The organism is Stenotrophomonas sp. NY11291, assembly GCF_023277365.1.
In the GTDB taxonomy this organism is placed as follows: domain Bacteria; phylum Pseudomonadota; class Gammaproteobacteria; order Xanthomonadales; family Xanthomonadaceae; genus Stenotrophomonas; species Stenotrophomonas geniculata.
The window spans coordinates 1969910-1985045 of the sequence record NZ_CP096975.1; the positions used below are offsets into that span (position 1 = coordinate 1969910).

Annotated in this window: 12 protein-coding genes; 9 read left to right on the plus strand and 3 right to left on the minus strand. The window is 67.2% G+C overall.

Going from position 1 to position 15136, the window contains the following annotated elements; translation table 11 throughout:
• Positions 1 to 50 precede the first annotated feature (50 nt).
• From msuE to M1L61_RS09305, 8 genes are all read left to right on the plus strand, one after another.
• Positions 51 to 632 (plus strand): FMN reductase, encoded by a 582-nt coding sequence (gene msuE / locus M1L61_RS09265; protein ID WP_029379957.1) that lies wholly within the window; start codon positions 51 to 53, stop codon positions 630 to 632.
• Between the two features lie 157 nt (positions 633 to 789).
• Positions 790 to 1152 carry a DUF3088 family protein gene (locus M1L61_RS09270; protein WP_010484654.1) on the plus strand — a complete coding sequence of 121 codons (363 nt, stop codon included), beginning with the start codon at positions 790 to 792 and terminating at the stop codon, positions 1150 to 1152.
• 14 nt (positions 1153 to 1166) lie between these two features.
• Entirely contained in the window at positions 1167 to 2144 is a 978-nt protein-coding gene (locus M1L61_RS09275) for an MsnO8 family LLM class oxidoreductase (RefSeq protein ID WP_248854618.1), read from the plus strand.
• 18 nt (positions 2145 to 2162) lie between these two features.
• Positions 2163 to 3506, plus strand: coding sequence for an LLM class flavin-dependent oxidoreductase (locus M1L61_RS09280; RefSeq protein ID WP_248854619.1), 1344 nt, complete (start codon positions 2163 to 2165; stop codon positions 3504 to 3506).
• A 4-nt stretch (positions 3507 to 3510) separates the two neighbouring features.
• Positions 3511 to 4731, plus strand: coding sequence for a M20 aminoacylase family protein (locus M1L61_RS09285; RefSeq protein WP_248854620.1), 1221 nt, complete (start codon positions 3511 to 3513; stop codon positions 4729 to 4731).
• Positions 4728 to 5279, plus strand: coding sequence for a GNAT family N-acetyltransferase (locus tag M1L61_RS09290; RefSeq protein WP_248854621.1), 552 nt, complete (start codon positions 4728 to 4730; stop codon positions 5277 to 5279). The genes M1L61_RS09285 and M1L61_RS09290 overlap by 4 nt, the downstream gene beginning before the upstream one ends.
• The gene (locus M1L61_RS23120) at positions 5276 to 7021 is read left to right on the plus strand and encodes an amino acid ABC transporter permease/ATP-binding protein (protein ID WP_283102632.1); all 1746 of its coding nucleotides are present in this window, start codon (positions 5276 to 5278) and stop codon (positions 7019 to 7021) included. The genes M1L61_RS09290 and M1L61_RS23120 overlap by 4 nt, the downstream gene beginning before the upstream one ends.
• A 16-nt stretch (positions 7022 to 7037) precedes the next feature.
• Positions 7038 to 8015, plus strand: a complete 978-nt coding sequence (locus tag M1L61_RS09305; RefSeq protein WP_248854622.1) for an ABC transporter substrate-binding protein — start codon at positions 7038 to 7040, stop codon at positions 8013 to 8015.
• A 59-nt stretch (positions 8016 to 8074) separates the two neighbouring features.
• On the opposite strand, the gene M1L61_RS09310 is transcribed toward M1L61_RS09305, so the two are convergent.
• A complete protein-coding gene (locus tag M1L61_RS09310; RefSeq protein WP_248854623.1) occupies positions 8075 to 11194 on the minus strand; it encodes a discoidin domain-containing protein in 3120 nt (1039 codons plus the stop codon).
• 165 nt (positions 11195 to 11359) lie between these two features.
• The gene (locus M1L61_RS09315; protein WP_053442892.1) at positions 11360 to 12436 is read right to left on the minus strand and encodes an MBL fold metallo-hydrolase; all 1077 of its coding nucleotides are present in this window, start codon (positions 12434 to 12436) and stop codon (positions 11360 to 11362) included.
• Positions 12437 to 12540: 104 nt separating this feature from the next.
• Between M1L61_RS09315 and M1L61_RS09320 the strand changes: the two genes are divergently transcribed.
• On the plus strand, positions 12541 to 13152 hold the full coding sequence (locus M1L61_RS09320; protein WP_053442893.1) for a TetR/AcrR family transcriptional regulator: 612 nt from the start codon (positions 12541 to 12543) through the stop codon (positions 13150 to 13152).
• On the opposite strand, the gene M1L61_RS09325 is transcribed toward M1L61_RS09320, so the two are convergent.
• Complete coding sequence (locus M1L61_RS09325; protein WP_248854624.1) at positions 13149 to 15095, minus strand: EAL domain-containing protein; 1947 nt, start codon at positions 15093 to 15095, stop codon at positions 13149 to 13151. The genes M1L61_RS09320 and M1L61_RS09325 overlap by 4 nt on opposite strands.
• Positions 15096 to 15136 lie beyond the last annotated feature (41 nt).

A 15136-nucleotide genomic window follows, 5' to 3' on the forward strand; every position in this document is an offset into this window, starting at 1 on the left:
TTCAGGCGAAACGTCGCCGGGCATGGCCCGGCGCTACCGAGGAGAGGGTCATGTCTTCTGCATTGAGGGTGGTTGCAGTGGTGGGGTCGCCGACCAGTTCGGCGACGTCGCGCACGTTGCTGCTGGTGCGGCATCTGCTGGCGTCGCTGCAGCAGCGGGTGCATGCCAGTGTGGATCTGGTGGAGCTGGCGCCAATCGCGCGCTCGCTGGGGCAGTCGTTGTCGCGCGATGAAGTGGAGCCCGCCGTGGAGCAGGCGCTGCAGACGATCGAGGCGGCCGGGCTGCTGGTAGTGGCTGCGCCGGTCTATCGGGGATCGTATCCGGGGCTGTTCAAGCATCTGGTCGACTTCATCGGGCTTGAAGCGTTGGTGGATACGCCGGTATTGCTGGCAGCGACCGGCGGCAGCGAGCGCCATGCGCTGGTGATCGACCACCAGTTGCGGCCGTTGTTCAGTTTCCTGCAGGCGCACACGCTGCCGATCGGGGTGTATGCCACGCCTGCCGACTTCGATGGCGAGCACATCAACAGTGCCGCTTTGCAGGCGCGGATCGCGCTGGCGACCGAGCGTGCGGCCGGCCATCTGGCTACGCAGGCGCTGGCGGTAGCGGCGCCGCTGCGACGCATCGCCTGACGGCATAACCGGCGGCGCTTTGCTTATGGCCAAGGCGCATCTGCGTGGCCGGATCTGACCGCCGATTGTCGTCTGGCATCGCCGTGCCGACCGCCGTCATCTCTAGCATCGATATCGAAGCGGCATCGCATTGCCGCCCCCCGATGAGGACGACCCCGTGAGTCTGGACGCAACCGACAAGCCCATCCTGTTCCTGCTCGACCGTGAGTTCGAGGACGGACAGATTCCCGGCCAGCGCTTCTTCTGTCGGCACAGCCTGCTGCTGGAAGGGGCGCTGTCGAGCATCGACGGCCTGGACGCGCAGCTGGACGTGCGCCGCATCGGCTTCGCGCGGCCGCGCCGCGAGGTGATCGCCGAGATCGGCGAGCAGGACCAGTCGCTGCCCAAGCTGGTGCTGCCGCAGGGCGTGCACAGCGAACTGGCCAGTGGCGCGCACCAGAACCGCCAGTACATCTCCGGCGCCGAGCCGATCCTGGCCGCGCTGAACGGGTTGCTCGGCATCCCCGTGGCCCATCCCTGAGCGAGGACGCGACGATGAGCTATCAGATCAGCGTGTTGGACAAGAGCCCGGTGGCCGAGGGCGCCTCGCCGGAAAAGGCGCTGCGCAACAGCCTGCAGTTGGCCCAGCACGCCGAACAGCTGGGTTATCACCGTTACTGGTTTGCCGAGCACCATGCCGCACCGACGTTGGCGAGTCCCGCACCGGAGGTGCTTGCGGCGTGGGTGCTGGCGCAGACCCGGCGCATCCGTATCGGCAGCGGCGGGGTGATGCTGCGCCACTACGCGCCGTACAAGGTGGCGGAGAACTTCAACCTGCTGGCAGCGTTGGCACCAGGGCGCGTGGATCTGGGCGTGGGCAAGGCGCCGGGCGGCCTGCCAGCGTCGACTGCCGCGCTGGCGGCCGGGCGCCCGGCGTTCGCCGACTTCGACCAGCAACTGCGCGACCTTGAGGGCTATCTGTCCGGCGCCGAAGCCGATGTGCTGGCGCGGCCGATTCCGCAGCAGGCGCCGGAGCGCTTCCTGCTCGGTGCCAGCCCGCAGAGTGCGAAGCAGGCGGCCGCGCTGGGCTGGCGCTTCGTCTACGCCGCGCACTTCGATGGTGATCCGAAGCACATCGAGGCCGCGTTCGAAGCCTACCGCAGCGTCTCCTCGCAGCCCCCGCTGCTGGCCACGGTGGCCTTCGCCGCACCTACGGCCGAAGCGGCTGCGCGGCATATCGGTGCGCTACGCGTCTACAAGCTGCACCTTGGTCCCGGGCAGGCGGTGAACCTGCCCAGCCCCGAGGCGGCTGCCGAGTACGCACGCCAGGTAGGCGTGGCCGACTTCCGCATCGAGGAAACGCGCCCCAGCGTGCTGTCCGGTGATGCGCAGCACGTGCGTGATGAACTGGATGCGCTGCATCGGCGCTTCGGCGTGGGCGAATTCGTCCTCGACGCGCCGGTGGCCGACCTCGACGCACGCCTGACTTCCCTTGAGCTGCTGTCGCCCGCGCCACGCGCGGCGGTGGCCTGACCTGCAGGAGCGATTCCCATGAGCACCACCCCGCGCCAAATTCCGTTCGGCATCATGCTGCAGGGCCCCGGCAGTCACATGCATGCCTGGAAGCATCCGTCCAATCCGGCCGATGCCAGCGTCAACCTGCAGTTCTACATCGACATTGCGCGCACCGCCGAGGACAACGGCATCGCCTTCGGCTTCGTGGCCGATGGCCTGTACATCAACGAGAAGTCGATCCCGCACTTCCTCAACCGCTTCGAGCCGATCTCGCTGCTGTCGGCGCTGGCCACGGCAACGAAGAAGATCGGCCTGGCCGGCACGCTGTCGACCTCCTACAGCGACCCGTTCACCGTGGCCCGCCAGTTCGCCTCGCTGGATCTGCTCAGCGGCGGCCGTGCCGGTTGGAATGTGGTGACGTCGCCGTTGGAAGGTTCGGGCCGCAACTACGGCCGGCCACACCCGGAGCACGCGCTGCGCTACCAGATCGCCGATGAGTACCTGGATGTCGTGCAGGGGCTGTGGGATTCGTGGGACGACGACGCCTTCGTGCGTGAGCGCGACAGCGGCACCTTCTTCGCACCGGAGAAATTCCGCCGCCTCGACCACAAGGGCCGCTTCTTCCAGGTGGAAGGCCCGCTCAACATCCAGCGTTCGCCACAGGGCCAGCCGGTGATCTTCCAGGCGGGTTCGTCTGACGATGGCATCGCGCTGGCCGGCAAGTACGCCGATGCGGTGTTCACCCATTCGCCGTCGCTGGAAGAAACCCGTGCATTCACCCAGAAGGTGAAGAACTCGGCGATCGCGCACGGCCGCAGCGGCAACGATGTGAAGATCTTCCCGGGCATCGGCCCCATCGTCGGCCGCACCGCCGAGGAAGCCGAAGCCAAGTACCAGGCGATTGCCGCACTGGCCACGCTGGAAGATGCGCTGGCGTACCTGGGGCGCTTCTTCGATCACCACGATTTCAGCCAGTACGACCCGGATGCACCGTTCCCGGAGCTGGGTGACATCGGCAGCAACGCGTTCCGTTCCACCACCGACCGCATCAAGCAGGATGCGCGTGAGAAGGGCCTGAGCCTGCGCCAGGTGGCACTGGAAGCGGTGAGCCCACGGCCGAACTTCATCGGCACACCGGAGCATGTGGCCGATGAGCTGATCCGCTGGTTCGATGCCGGTGCCAGCGATGGCTTCATTCTCGGCTTCGCCGCGCAGCGCGAGGGCCTGGACGATTTCGTGACCCAGGTGCTGCCGATCCTGCAGGCGCGCGGCTACCACCAGCGCGAGCTGGAAGGACAGACCCTGCGCGAGCATCTGGGTCTGCCGTACAAGGCCAGCCGCTATTCGACCGACGCCGAACCGGCGCGGAAGGTGGGGTAGGGCGATGAGCGGAGAAACTGCGGCAGCACCGGGCCACGCCCGGCGGAATCCCGCGTCCATCGGCGTGCTGCCGGAAATTGCAGCACGCGCCGAGGCCGCCATCGCGATCCGCCATGACCTGCACCAGCACCCGGAGCTCGCCTTCGAGGAGCACCGCACCAGCGCCCGCGTGGCCGAGCTGCTGCAGCAATGGGGCTATGAGGTGACCACCGGGCTCGGCGGCACCGGTGTGGTCGGCACGCTGCAGCGCGGGCAGGGCAGCCGTCGTCTCGGCCTGCGCGCCGACATCGATGCACTGCCGATCCATGAGGACTCCGGCCTGGCCTACGCCAGCCAGACCGAGGGGCTGATGCATGCCTGCGGCCACGATGGGCATACCGCCATCCTGCTGTCCGCTGCACACTACCTGGCCCACCACGGGCGCATCGACGGCACCCTGCAGCTGGTGTTCCAGCCTGCTGAGGAGACGGGTTCGGGCGCGTCGAAGATGATTGCCGATGGCCTGTTCGAGCGTTTCCCGGTGGATGCGATCTATGGGCTGCACAACTGGCCGGGCGTGCCGGTGGGCCACTTCGGTTTCGTCGATGGCCCGGCGATGGCGTCGGTGGATTGGGCACGGCTGAAGGTGATCGGCAAGGGCGGCCACGGCGCCGAGCCACAGGGCAGCGTCGATCCGATCCTGGTGGCGGCGCACATCATCACCGCGCTGCAGAGCGTGGTGTCGCGCAATGTCGATCCGCGGCAGATGGGCGTGGTCACCGTGGGCTCGATCCACGGCGGGCAGGCCGCCAACGTGATTCCGGACGTGGTCGAGCTGAAGCTGACCGTGCGCGCCTACCTGCCGGAAGTGCGCGACACCCTGCGGCGCCGGGTCACCGAGATTGCCGAACAGACCGCCGCCGCGTTCGGTGCGCGCGCCGAGATCGAGTTCCCGCGCGGCTTCCCCAGTGTGATCAACCATCCGCAACAGACCGCCTACATCCGCGAGGTGGCCGTGCAGGGCTTCGGCGCCGCACAGGTGGTGCCCGAATTCGCGCCGCGCACGGCCAGCGAGGATTTCGCCTTCCTGCTGCAGGCACGACCGGGCAGCTTCGTGTTCGTCGGGAACGGCGAGAGCGCGCCGCTGCACAGCCCGCGCTACGTGTTCAACGATGCGGCCATTGCCCCCGCCGCCAGCCTGTGGGCGCGACTGGCCGAAGACTATCTGGTGAAGGATGCGACATGAGCAGCAACGAACGCTTCCTCTATACCTCGGTGGATGATCCGCTGGCGCGGCCCCTGTTCGACGGTCTTGAACAGGAGTACGACAGCCGCTACGCCGACGTGCGCCGACGCATCGGTGGCAGCGCTCGCGAGGAGCTGCAGCGCTATCCGGCGCAGGCCTTTGCGGCCCCGGTAGGTGCCTTCGTGCTGCTGCTGCGCGACGGTGTGGCGATTTCAGGTGGTGCCTTCATGCCGCACCGCGATCCGGATACCGCCGAATTCAAGCGCATCTGGACGCTGCCCGGGCTGCGTCGCCAGGGCATTGCGCGGCGCGTGCTGCAGGAGCTGGAAGAGCAGGCGGCGCGGCAAGGGTACCGGAGGGTGTTCCTGACGACCGGCTTCCGCCAGCCTGAAGCTGTTGGCCTGTACCTGAGCCACGGCTACACCGCGCTGTTCGATATGGAGGCCGACCCGGAAACGGTTGCGCATCTGCCGTTCGAGAAGCAACTGCGAGCGACGACGCCCGTCGTTGCACCTGCACAGGCACTGCTGCACGGAGCCCACGCATGAGCACACCGTCGACCGCGCTGGAGGGCATCGCCGCTCGTCCGGCGCCCGGACAGGCACTGAAGATCGTGCCGGCCCGGCATCCGCTGCAGGTCTTCGGCACGGTGCTGGCACTGGCGCTGATCCTGATCGGGCTGCAGTCCGTGCTGGGCAATCCGCGCTGGGGTTGGGGCACCTTCGCCGAGTGGTTCTTCGCACGCCCGGTGCTGGAAGGCCTGGGTCGCACGCTGCTGCTGACCGCGCTTGGCACCGGCCTCGGTTTCGCGCTGGGTACGCTGCTCGCGCTGGCACGCGTCTCCGGTTCGCCGCTGCTGTCGGCGGTGTCGTGGGGCTATGTGTGGCTGTTCCGTTCGATCCCGTTGCTGGTGCTGTTGCTGCTGTTGAACAACCTGGGCTATCTGTACAGCACCATCGAACTGGGCGTGCCGTTCACCGGCATCAGCCTGTTCTCGTACCCGACCACACAGCTGATCGGTGTGTTCACCGCCGCGGTGCTGGGCCTGACCCTGAACCAGGCCGCGTTCTCGGCCGAGGTGATCCGCGGTGGCATCCTCTCGGTCGACCACGGCCAGTACGAGGCCGCGGCCGCGCTCGGCCTGCCGCGCGGTCGCCAGGTGCGCCGCATCATCCTGCCGCAGGCGATGCGTTCGATCCTGCCGGCGGCGTTCAACGATGTGATCGGCCTGGCCAAGAGCACCTCGGTGGTCTACGTGCTGGCGCTGCCGGAGCTGTTCTACACCGTGCAGGTGATCTATCGGCGCAACCTGGAAGTGGTGCCGCTGCTGATGGTGGCCACGGTCTGGTACCTGGTGATCCTGACCGTGTTGTCGCTGCTGCAGCGGCGCGTGGAACAGCGCTTCGCGCGCGGCCAGCTGCAGCGCGAGCGCTCGGTGTCGCGGGTGTCGTCACCGGTGCGGACATCCAGTGATGCTGCGCCGCGCGTGGCCAACCGCCCGCGCATCGCCACCCAGGTGGAAGCGGGCGAGGGTGCGGCGGTATCGCTGCATGGCGTGGGCAAGGTGTTCGGCGATCAGCCGGTGCTGGAAGACGTGAACCTGGACCTGCGCGCCGGCAGCGTGACGGTGCTGATCGGACCGTCCGGCGCCGGGAAATCCACGCTGCTGCGGTTGATCAACCACCTGGAACGTGCCGACAGCGGCTACTTGACTGTGGGCGGCCAGCTGATCGGCTACCGCCGCGAGGGTGACACGTTGTACGAACTGCCCGAGCGCGAGATCCGCCGCCGTCGTGCGGAAGTGGGCATGGTGTTCCAGGGCTTCAACCTGTTCCCGCATCTGACCGCGTTGGAGAACATCATCGAGGCACCGATCGCGGTACGTGGTGTATCGCGCGCGCAGGCCGAGCAGCAGGCGCGCACACTGCTGGAGCGGGTCGGCCTGGCCGACAAGGCCGATGCCTTCCCGCGCCAGCTGTCCGGTGGCCAGCAGCAGCGCATCGCGATCGCCCGCGCACTGGCGCTGCAACCGAAGGTGCTGCTGTTCGATGAACCGACCTCGGCACTGGACCCGGAACTGGTGGCGGAGGTGCTGAGCGTGATCGAGGAACTGGCCCGTTCCGGCACCACGCTGGTGATCGTCACCCATGAACTGAGTTTCGCCCGCCGCGTGGCCGACCACGTGGTGATGATGGACCAGGGGCGGGTGATCGAGCAGGGCACGCCCGAGGCGTTGTTCGAGCGCCCGCGCCAGCAACGCACCGCCGAATTCCTGGCCAAGACCCTGTAACCCCGGTAGGAACATCATGAGCCCTGCAGCACCGCGTCGCCCCTCGCGCAGCACCCTGTTGATCGTAGGCGTGCTGGTCATCGGCATCGCCGGCATCGTCTATTCGCGCGTACGCCAGGCCCCGGAGGCTGCGGCGGTGGCTGCGACCAGCCTGGCCGGAGCGAACACGGCCGTGCTGAAGGGTACGTTTGACCCGAAGGCTCAGGCGTTGATCCCGGCCGACTATCGCTTCGTCACCCCCGGCACATTCACCGTTGCCACTCATCCGGGGCAGCTGCCGCTGGCCGACTATGGTGCCGACAGCAAGGACGTGGTCGGCATCGAGCCGGACATCGCGCGGCTGATCGCCGATGGGCTGGGCCTGAAGCTGGTGATCGTACCGGTGGCCTGGCCTGACTGGCCGCTGGGGCTGGAATCGGGCAAGTACGATGCGGTGCTCTCCAATGTGACGGTCACCGAGGAGCGCAAGAAGAAGTTCGATTTCTCCAGTTATCGTTACGACCTGCTGGGCATCTACACGCGCACCGATGGGCCGATACAGAAGATCGAAAAGCCCGCCGACGTCGCCGGGCTGAAGGTGGTGGTGGGCGCCAGCACCAACCAGGACCAGATCCTGCGCCAGTGGGACCAGCAGAACATCGCTGCCGGCCTGAAGCCGGTGGAGTACCAGTACTTCGACGACGCGGTGGTCGGCCGCTTGGCGGTGATCACCGGCCGCGCCGATGTCTCGTTCGAGCCCAATGCCACGGGCGCTTATTCGGCACGCGATGGCAAGGTGCGGCGTGTTGGCCTGTTCCCAGGGGGATGGCCGAACGCTGCGGCGATTTCGGTGACCACGCGCAAGGGCAGCGGCCTGGCCGACGCGGTGACGCAGGCGCTGAATACCCAGATAGGCAGCGGCACCTATGCGCAGGCGCTGAAGCGATGGAATGTGGCCGAGGAAGCCGTGCCGCAGTCGCAGACCAATCCGCCGGGGTTGCCGACGCTGCAATGACGCCGGGCGTGGCCCGGCGCTACCTCCGTCTTTGTAGAGCCGAGCGATGCTCGGCTGCTCTACCAACGCGCCTCCAGTGTCCGGAACGGTTTCACCAGCCGCACACCCTCGGCATCGAAGTCGGAAACGCTACGTCCATCCACACGCACCGTCTTCGGCATGGTGCGCTCCGGCCACCAGACCTTCACCGCCGTCCCGCTGCGCAGCCCCTCACCAAGCGCCACCGTCAGCACCCCGTCGCGTTGCCGCGCCTGCATCTGCAACGTGCCATACGCTGTCGGCAACCGCTCCACCGCCAATCCATCGCCTGCCACCCACGAGGGCGGCGTACCCGGCAGCAGTGAGAGGGCATCATCGTCTTCGCGCATCAGCATGCCGAACAGCGTGCGGCTGTACTCGGCACCAATCCAGGTATGCGGCATGTCGCCCAGGTAACGCGGAAAACGTAGGCGTGAGTGCACGACCTCAGCCAGCACCTGCCACTCAAGCGGGCGCCGATCATGCAGCAGTCCCTGCAGCAGCTCATCGGCCACCTGCGGCTGGCCCAGGTGCACATAGCTCAGCACATTGCGGATCTCGTACGGTGTGTACGCGTACAGCGCACCGGGCTGGCTGCGCTTGCGGACGTCCTCCAGGTAGCGCGCGAAGGTGGTCCGCAGCGCCTCGGCGGGCAACACGCTCTGTGCGCCGGTCGGGTCCAGTGCGATCGAAACGCCGGTGGGATCGCCATCGCCCAGGTCGGCCGAGGAGGGAATGAAGTCGATGCCCTTCCACGCCATCGTCGCCCGGATCGAGGCATGCAGCGCGTCGTAAAGCAGTTTGTACTGTTCGCGTGCCCACGCTGCGGTCTCGTGGTCGCCCAGCGATTCGGCCAGCCACGCGCCGTCGTGCCAGCCCTTCAGGCCCCAATAGTCGTCCCAGTAGCTGTGGGTGGGAGACGGATAACCCTCATGGCTGATCGACGGCGCAAGAATGCCCGCGAAGCGCTCCGGCGCTGGCTGGTCGGCCTTGTAGCCGGGCACCAGCGTGCGTTCGCGTAGTTCCTGCAGGAAGCGCAGCGCTGCCTTCACTTTCGGCAGATAGGCACGTACCGATTCGGGTCCGCCATCGAGGCGCGCGACATCGGCCACCAGCGCCACGTACTGGCCCTGGCTGTCGTACTCGATATCCGAACCGAAACCGGTGTTGACGCTGCCATCGTCGTTGAGGATCGGCGAGACCAGGCCGTTGGCATGCACGCCGTGTTCGCTGTACCAGCCCAGGTAGTCGCGCGCGACCTTGGCTTCACCCATGCGCAGCAGCACCGCCGAGGTGGCCATGCCGTCGCGGATGAAGGAGCGGTTGTAGTTGCGCGGGCCGGGCTGCATGGCCGGGCCGGTCTGGTTGATCAGCATGTAGGCGGCCTGCGCACGCAGCATGTCGACCAGTGAGGGATCGGGCAGGCGCAGGCCGACCTGGCCCAGCCGTGCCTGCCAGTCCGCGGAGGCCTGCGTGGCCAGGGAATCGAACGCCGCATTGGCATCGCGGGGCAGCGTGGCTAGATCGAGCGCAGGCGCTTCGGGCAGTGCGCCCTTGGTATCGGCGGCGGTAGTACCCAGCGGGAACGCGACCACGATGGCATCGCTGGCCCCCGGTGCCAGTGATACGCGGTAGTTCAACGCAGCCGAGGCAAGACCCTCGTCGTCGCGCGCCTGTTGCGTGGAGGGCAGCTGGCCGGCAGCGAGGGTCGCGGTGATTTCCGTTGCGCCATCCTTGCCGAACGGCGCCGCGCCGGACGCAGCCACCGGCGTGAGCGACTGCAGCAGCGTGCGTCCATTGATGCGCACCGCCTGCCCATCGATGGTCACATCGCGGATCGGTGACAGCCCGCCGTTCTGCCACGGCGGATTCATCTGCATCGGGCGCACGACCAGGCTGAGCGTGCCTTCGATCCTGGCGCTGCCCGTGTTGTGCAGGCGATGCCGCAAGAACGTTACCGGCTGGCCGTCGCGCTCGATGGCGAAAACCTCGCTGCGCAGCTCCAGGCCGGGCTGCGGTGACCAGGTGGCGGAGGGCATCGGCTTCCAGCCATCCCGCAACGCGTGCTGTATCGGCTGTCCTGCCGCGCCAGCGGCACGCCCGTCAGCGCCACGCCAGATCGGCTGCACCAGCGGCGCGCCCTTGAAGGCTTCCAGATTGCCGTATTCGTCGAAGATCGATTTCTGTCGTCCTGCGTGCACACCGACGGCGGTCCAGTAGGTCTGCTGCATCTGCAGCGATGCCGGGAACAACGCGCGCTGAGCGCCGCTGGCGGTGATCTGGTATCGCTTCATCGGCGTCATTACCGCCTTTGGCCCGAGCAGGCGCAGTCGCGCGACCTGCGGTGCGGGGCCGTCCACGCTCAGCCGGAACGCACGCAGGGGTTTTGCCGTGTCAGCAGCCAGCCAGCTTTGCCGATGATTGGCCGCCTGTGCATCGTGTGCGAGGTCCTGCCAACGGCCCTGTGCATCCTGCGCCTGCAGTCGTGCAGCGCCGCGCGCGCCATCGGCCCAGTCGACCACCAGGCCAGCCGAGGATTGAGCCTGCGGCAGCGTGATCTCGAGCGCATGGGATCCACCTTTTCTGGTCGGAACCGCAATGGTGCCGCCGCCTTGCCAGAGCGCGGCTGCCTGTGTTGCATCGACATCGGCGATGCGTGCGCTGAGCGTGCTGTCCAGCGGCTCCATTTCGAAGATCGACACACCCCAGTCGGAGGTGCGCTGCGGACTGGCCAGTCGTAGATAGCGCGCCTGCCGCGGCGCGAAGTACAGCGTTTCCACATCGCCCAGTGAATCGGCCATCGTGTACGCGGTCTGCCACTGCGTACCATCCATTGAGGTCTGCAGTGAATAGCCTTCCGGGTTGGAGACATCCCAGGTGAGTCGTGCGCCAGCCAGCAGGGTTGGCGTGCCCAGATCGATCTGGAACCAGTGGCCGGGGCTGAAGGCGCCGCCGGTGACGGTCTTCGGGTCGCCGTCGATCAGGTGGCTGATCGCCATCGCTGGCACCTGCTGCGAGGAACTGCTGGCCTGCCATTGGCTGCGCGGGGGAAGGGGCTGTGCCTGTGCGGCAGCGGCGAGGGCGGCCAACAGCAGGGTGGCGGCAGCTCGCCATGGAATGGCTGAGCGGGAGACCTTGGAGCGTTCGGCGCGCAATGTCATTACGTACAGCCTCGCAGGTTCGGCCGGTGTCGGGCGAGCGCTACGCTAGCAAGGGATGTAATCGGTTACATGACGCACTGCAGCGTCGCAGGCCGCTTCTGTGGTTGACGCAGCCGAGCATGGCTCGGCTCTACATGGTTTCCGGCAGGTCAAGCGCACCGCACGCTACAACTCCACCGTCTCCCACCAGCGCGTACCCGCCTGCGGCGCCTGCATGTCCAGCGCTTCGCCCATCATCGGCGTGGCCACCGGCACGTTCTTCGCGGCCGCCAATGCGGTGATGCGCTCGAACGGCTGCTGCCATGCGTGCAGGGCCAGGTCGAAGGTGCCGTTGTGGATCGGCAGCAGCCACTTGCCGCGCAGGTCCAGGTGCGCCTGCAGCGTCTGTTCCGGCTGCATGTGCACGAACGCCCAGCGCGGATCATAGGCGCCGGTCTCGATCATGGTCAGGTCGAACGGGCCGTACTTCTCGCCGATGGCCTTGAAGCCGTCGAAGTAGCCGGTGTCGCCGCTGAAGAAGATGCGGAAGTCGTCGTCCTGGATCACCCACGACGCCCACAGGCTGCGGTCGCTGTCGCCCAGGCCGCGGCCGGAGAAGTGCTGGCCCGGGGTGGCGGTCAGGCGCAGGCCGCTGGCCTCGGTCGATTGCCACCAGTCCAGCTGTTCGACCTTGCTGGCGTCCACACCCCAGGCAATCAGCTGGTCGCCGACGCCGAGCGGGGCGATGAAGCGCGCGGTCTTGCCTGCCAGCTGCATCACGGCGGCATGGTCCAGGTGGTCGTAGTGGTTGTGCGAGAGGATCACGCCAGCGATCGGCGGCAGCTCTTCGATGCTGATCGGCGGTGCGTGGAAGCGGGCCGGGCCCATCCACTGCACCGGCGAGGCGCGCTCGGAGAAGACCGGGTCGGTCAGCCAGTACTGGCCGCGCAGCTTCAGCAGGATCGTGGAGTGCCCAAGCCGGAACAGGCTGCGGTCCGGCGCGGCGTCGAGGGTGGCGCGGTCCAGCGGCAGCACCGGAATCGGGTGCGCAGGCACGGTGCCCTTGGGTTTGTTGAAGAGAAACGTCCACCAGATCTCCGCACCGTCGCGCAGGCCCATCGCCGGACGGGGCAGGGCATTGTGGAACTTGCCGTCGCGGTACTGCGGCGAATCGGGGAAGTCGGGGAGGGACCAGGATTTGCAGAAGGTGTAGGCGGTCACGGCGAGGATTCCAAGCAAAAGGACAAGGAGCAGGCGCTTCATGGGTGACGTCCGCTGGGTACACTACACAGTGTAGTTTCGTGTTTTTCAAAAGTACACTGTCCGGTGTAAAATGTGCGCATCCGTTCAGTTATCCGGTTTCTGCCATGCCCCGTGCCCCGCAACGCCTGACCGACCGTAAACGCGATGCCATCGTGCGCGCGGCGGTGGAGGAGTTCCGTGCCTCGGGCTACGAGGCCACCAGCATGGACCGCATCGCCGAGGCGGCCGGGGTCTCCAAGCGCACCGTCTACAACCACTTTCCCAGCAAGGAAGCGTTGTTCTCGATGATCCTGGAGGAGCTCTGGGAACGCAGCGTGGCCAGCGACGCGTTACCGTACCGCACCGACCAGCCGCTGCAGGCGCAGCTGCTGCAGTTGCTGGGCCAGAAGCTGGAACTGCTCAGCGATGCCAACTTCATTGACCTGGCGCGGGTGGCGATGGCCGAGATCATCCACTCACCGGAGCGCGCGCAGGCCATCGTCTGCCGCATGGGCGAAAAGGAAAGCGGCGAGAGTGCCTGGATCCGCGCGGCCATCGCTGATGGCCGGCTGCGCGAGGTCGATCCGGAATTTGCTGGCCACCAGCTGCACGGGCTGGTGAAGAGCTTTGCGTTCTGGCCACAGGTGACGATGGGGCAGGCGCCGTTGAACGCACAGGAGCGTGCACGCGTGGCCGAATCGGCGGTGGCGATGTTCCTGGGTTTCTACGCGGCCTAGCCGGCAGCGAAGCGGCGGAACTCGTCGGCCGGCAGCGCCGCCGAGTACAGATAGCCCTGGCCGACATCCACACCCAGTGCGCGCAGTTGCTGTTCCTGCGCCAGGGTCTCGGTACCTTCGGCCACCACGATGGCACCGCAGCGGTGCGCGACTTCGACGATGAAGCGCACGATCGACTGCGACTTGGCGTCGGACAGTGTGGCGATCAGCGCCTGCTCGATCTTGACCTCGGCGATGGCCAGCTGCGAGAGCAGGATCAGGGTTGAATAGCCAGCGCCGAAATCATCCAGTGACAACGTGACCTCCGCTGCCAGCAGCTGTGCGATGTTGGCATCGACCACGTCGCGCTCGACGATCTCGGTCCATTCGACGATCTCCAGGCGCAGCATCACGCCAGGCACATCGTGCAGTGCCAGCAGTTCCTGCAGGCGCAGGCCGAAGTCGGGCCGGCGCAGTGACTCGGCCGAAACATTCACGGCGATTTTCAGCTGCGTGCCATCGCGTCGGCACTGCTGCAGGAAGTGGGTGGCCGACTGCAGCGTGGCCCATTCCAGTTCAGCCAGCCGCCCCTGCCGGCGCAGCAGCGAGATCACCCGCATCGGCGCGATCAGCCGACCCTCGCCGTCGCGCATGCGCAGCAGTGCTTCGGCGCCGACCAGCTGGCGATCCTGCAGGCGATGCTTGGGCTGGTAGCACAGCGGGGCGTCGCCCTGCTGCAGCCAGCGATCAAGGGCGACTTCAATCAGGGCGTCGATCTCGCTGTCGCGCTGGATCGGGTCGTCGAAGAACACGACGCCGGATTCGATCGCACTCAGCGCCACGGTGATTGCCCGGAAGGGCAGGTGGCCATCGTCTGCCGCGGCCGGTGGCTTCAGTTCGACTACCGCGCAGCGGAACAGCGGCCGGAAGCCGGGCCAATCGCGGCCGACCTGATCGGCCAGGTTGCTGGCCAGCTCGGTGATCTGCGGTTGCGTGCGCAGTTCGGACAAGGTCAGGTCGCGCACCAGGATCGCCAGCGCGGCATCGCCGAACTGGTAGATCTCCAGTTGCCCGGCCGGCAGCGAGGGCAGCAGCCGATGCACCTCTTCGGTGCTGTCGCGCTGCCACAGGCCGTTGTCCTGCAGCGGACCGTAGCGCAGGCGCAGGTCGCGCAGGTTGCCCATCTCGGCCACGATCAGGCAGGCCTTGCCGATACCGTCGTTGTCGCGCCAGTAATGCTGCAGGCGTTCGCCGAGCGCACGCATGTTGGGCAGGCCACTGATCGGATCGATGCGCAGCCAGGCGTGTTCGCGCTGACGCTGTGCATCGATCTGCGCATCGTTGTAGACCAGTGCGAACACCGCGCCCAGCATCAGCAGCGATAGTGGCAGTGCCAGCAGGCACTGGATTGCCAACTCCTCCACGGGTAGCTGATTGGCGCCGATGATTGCGACGCCCAGTGCCAGGCCCAACGCAGTGACGACGATACGCACGCCCCAGGCCTGCAGGATCATGCGCAGCGAGAGTTCATTGAGCATGCGCGGGTGCAGGCGCCTGCGCAGCCAGACGCCGGCCAGCATCTGCAGCGTGGCCTCGAGGCCGGCTGGCAGAAAATACTGGGTGCCGGCGAACTGGTATCGGGCCAGCAGGCTGGCACCCAGGCAGGCCAGGCCGCCGCGCCAGCCGCCGAGCAGTCCGCTGACCAGCAGGATGTCGAAGCCGAGGTGCAGCTTGACCACGCCTTGGGTATAGCGGGCCACGAACCAGGCGTTGAACAGGTAGATCAGGCCCAGCGCCACGCCCACGTACAGGCGGCGGCCTTCAATGGCATGGCCAGCGCGACGGGTGGCGATCAGCAGCACGCCGATCATGCCGATCACCGCCGTGGCCTGCAGCAGGTACAGCGGCAGGCTGGGCAGGGCGCTGTCCAGGACCTGGGCCGAGACCCGTGAAAGCGCATCCATAGCAGGTTCCCGCCTGTGACCGACGGCCAGTGGGGAGCAGG

What these genes read in the sequence shown, in the direction of transcription:
- msuE (WP_029379957.1), top strand. Translation starts at nt 51, where the DNA reads ATGTCTTCTGCATTGAGGGTGGTTGCAGTGGTGGGGTCGCCGACCAGT.
- M1L61_RS09275 (WP_248854618.1), top strand. Translation starts at nt 1,167, where the DNA reads ATGAGCTATCAGATCAGCGTGTTGGACAAGAGCCCGGTGGCCGAGGGC.
- M1L61_RS09280 (WP_248854619.1), top strand. Translation starts at nt 2,163, where the DNA reads ATGAGCACCACCCCGCGCCAAATTCCGTTCGGCATCATGCTGCAGGGC.
- M1L61_RS09285 (WP_248854620.1), top strand. Translation starts at nt 3,511, where the DNA reads ATGAGCGGAGAAACTGCGGCAGCACCGGGCCACGCCCGGCGGAATCCC.
- M1L61_RS09290 (WP_248854621.1), top strand. Translation starts at nt 4,728, where the DNA reads ATGAGCAGCAACGAACGCTTCCTCTATACCTCGGTGGATGATCCGCTG.
- M1L61_RS23120 (WP_283102632.1), top strand. Translation starts at nt 5,276, where the DNA reads ATGAGCACACCGTCGACCGCGCTGGAGGGCATCGCCGCTCGTCCGGCG.
- M1L61_RS09305 (WP_248854622.1), top strand. Translation starts at nt 7,038, where the DNA reads ATGAGCCCTGCAGCACCGCGTCGCCCCTCGCGCAGCACCCTGTTGATC.
- M1L61_RS09310 (WP_248854623.1), bottom strand. Translation starts at nt 11,194, where the DNA reads ATGACATTGCGCGCCGAACGCTCCAAGGTCTCCCGCTCAGCCATTCCA.
- M1L61_RS09315 (WP_053442892.1), bottom strand. Translation starts at nt 12,436, where the DNA reads ATGAAGCGCCTGCTCCTTGTCCTTTTGCTTGGAATCCTCGCCGTGACC.
- M1L61_RS09320 (WP_053442893.1), top strand. Translation starts at nt 12,541, where the DNA reads ATGCCCCGTGCCCCGCAACGCCTGACCGACCGTAAACGCGATGCCATC.
- M1L61_RS09325 (WP_248854624.1), bottom strand. Translation starts at nt 15,095, where the DNA reads ATGGATGCGCTTTCACGGGTCTCGGCCCAGGTCCTGGACAGCGCCCTG.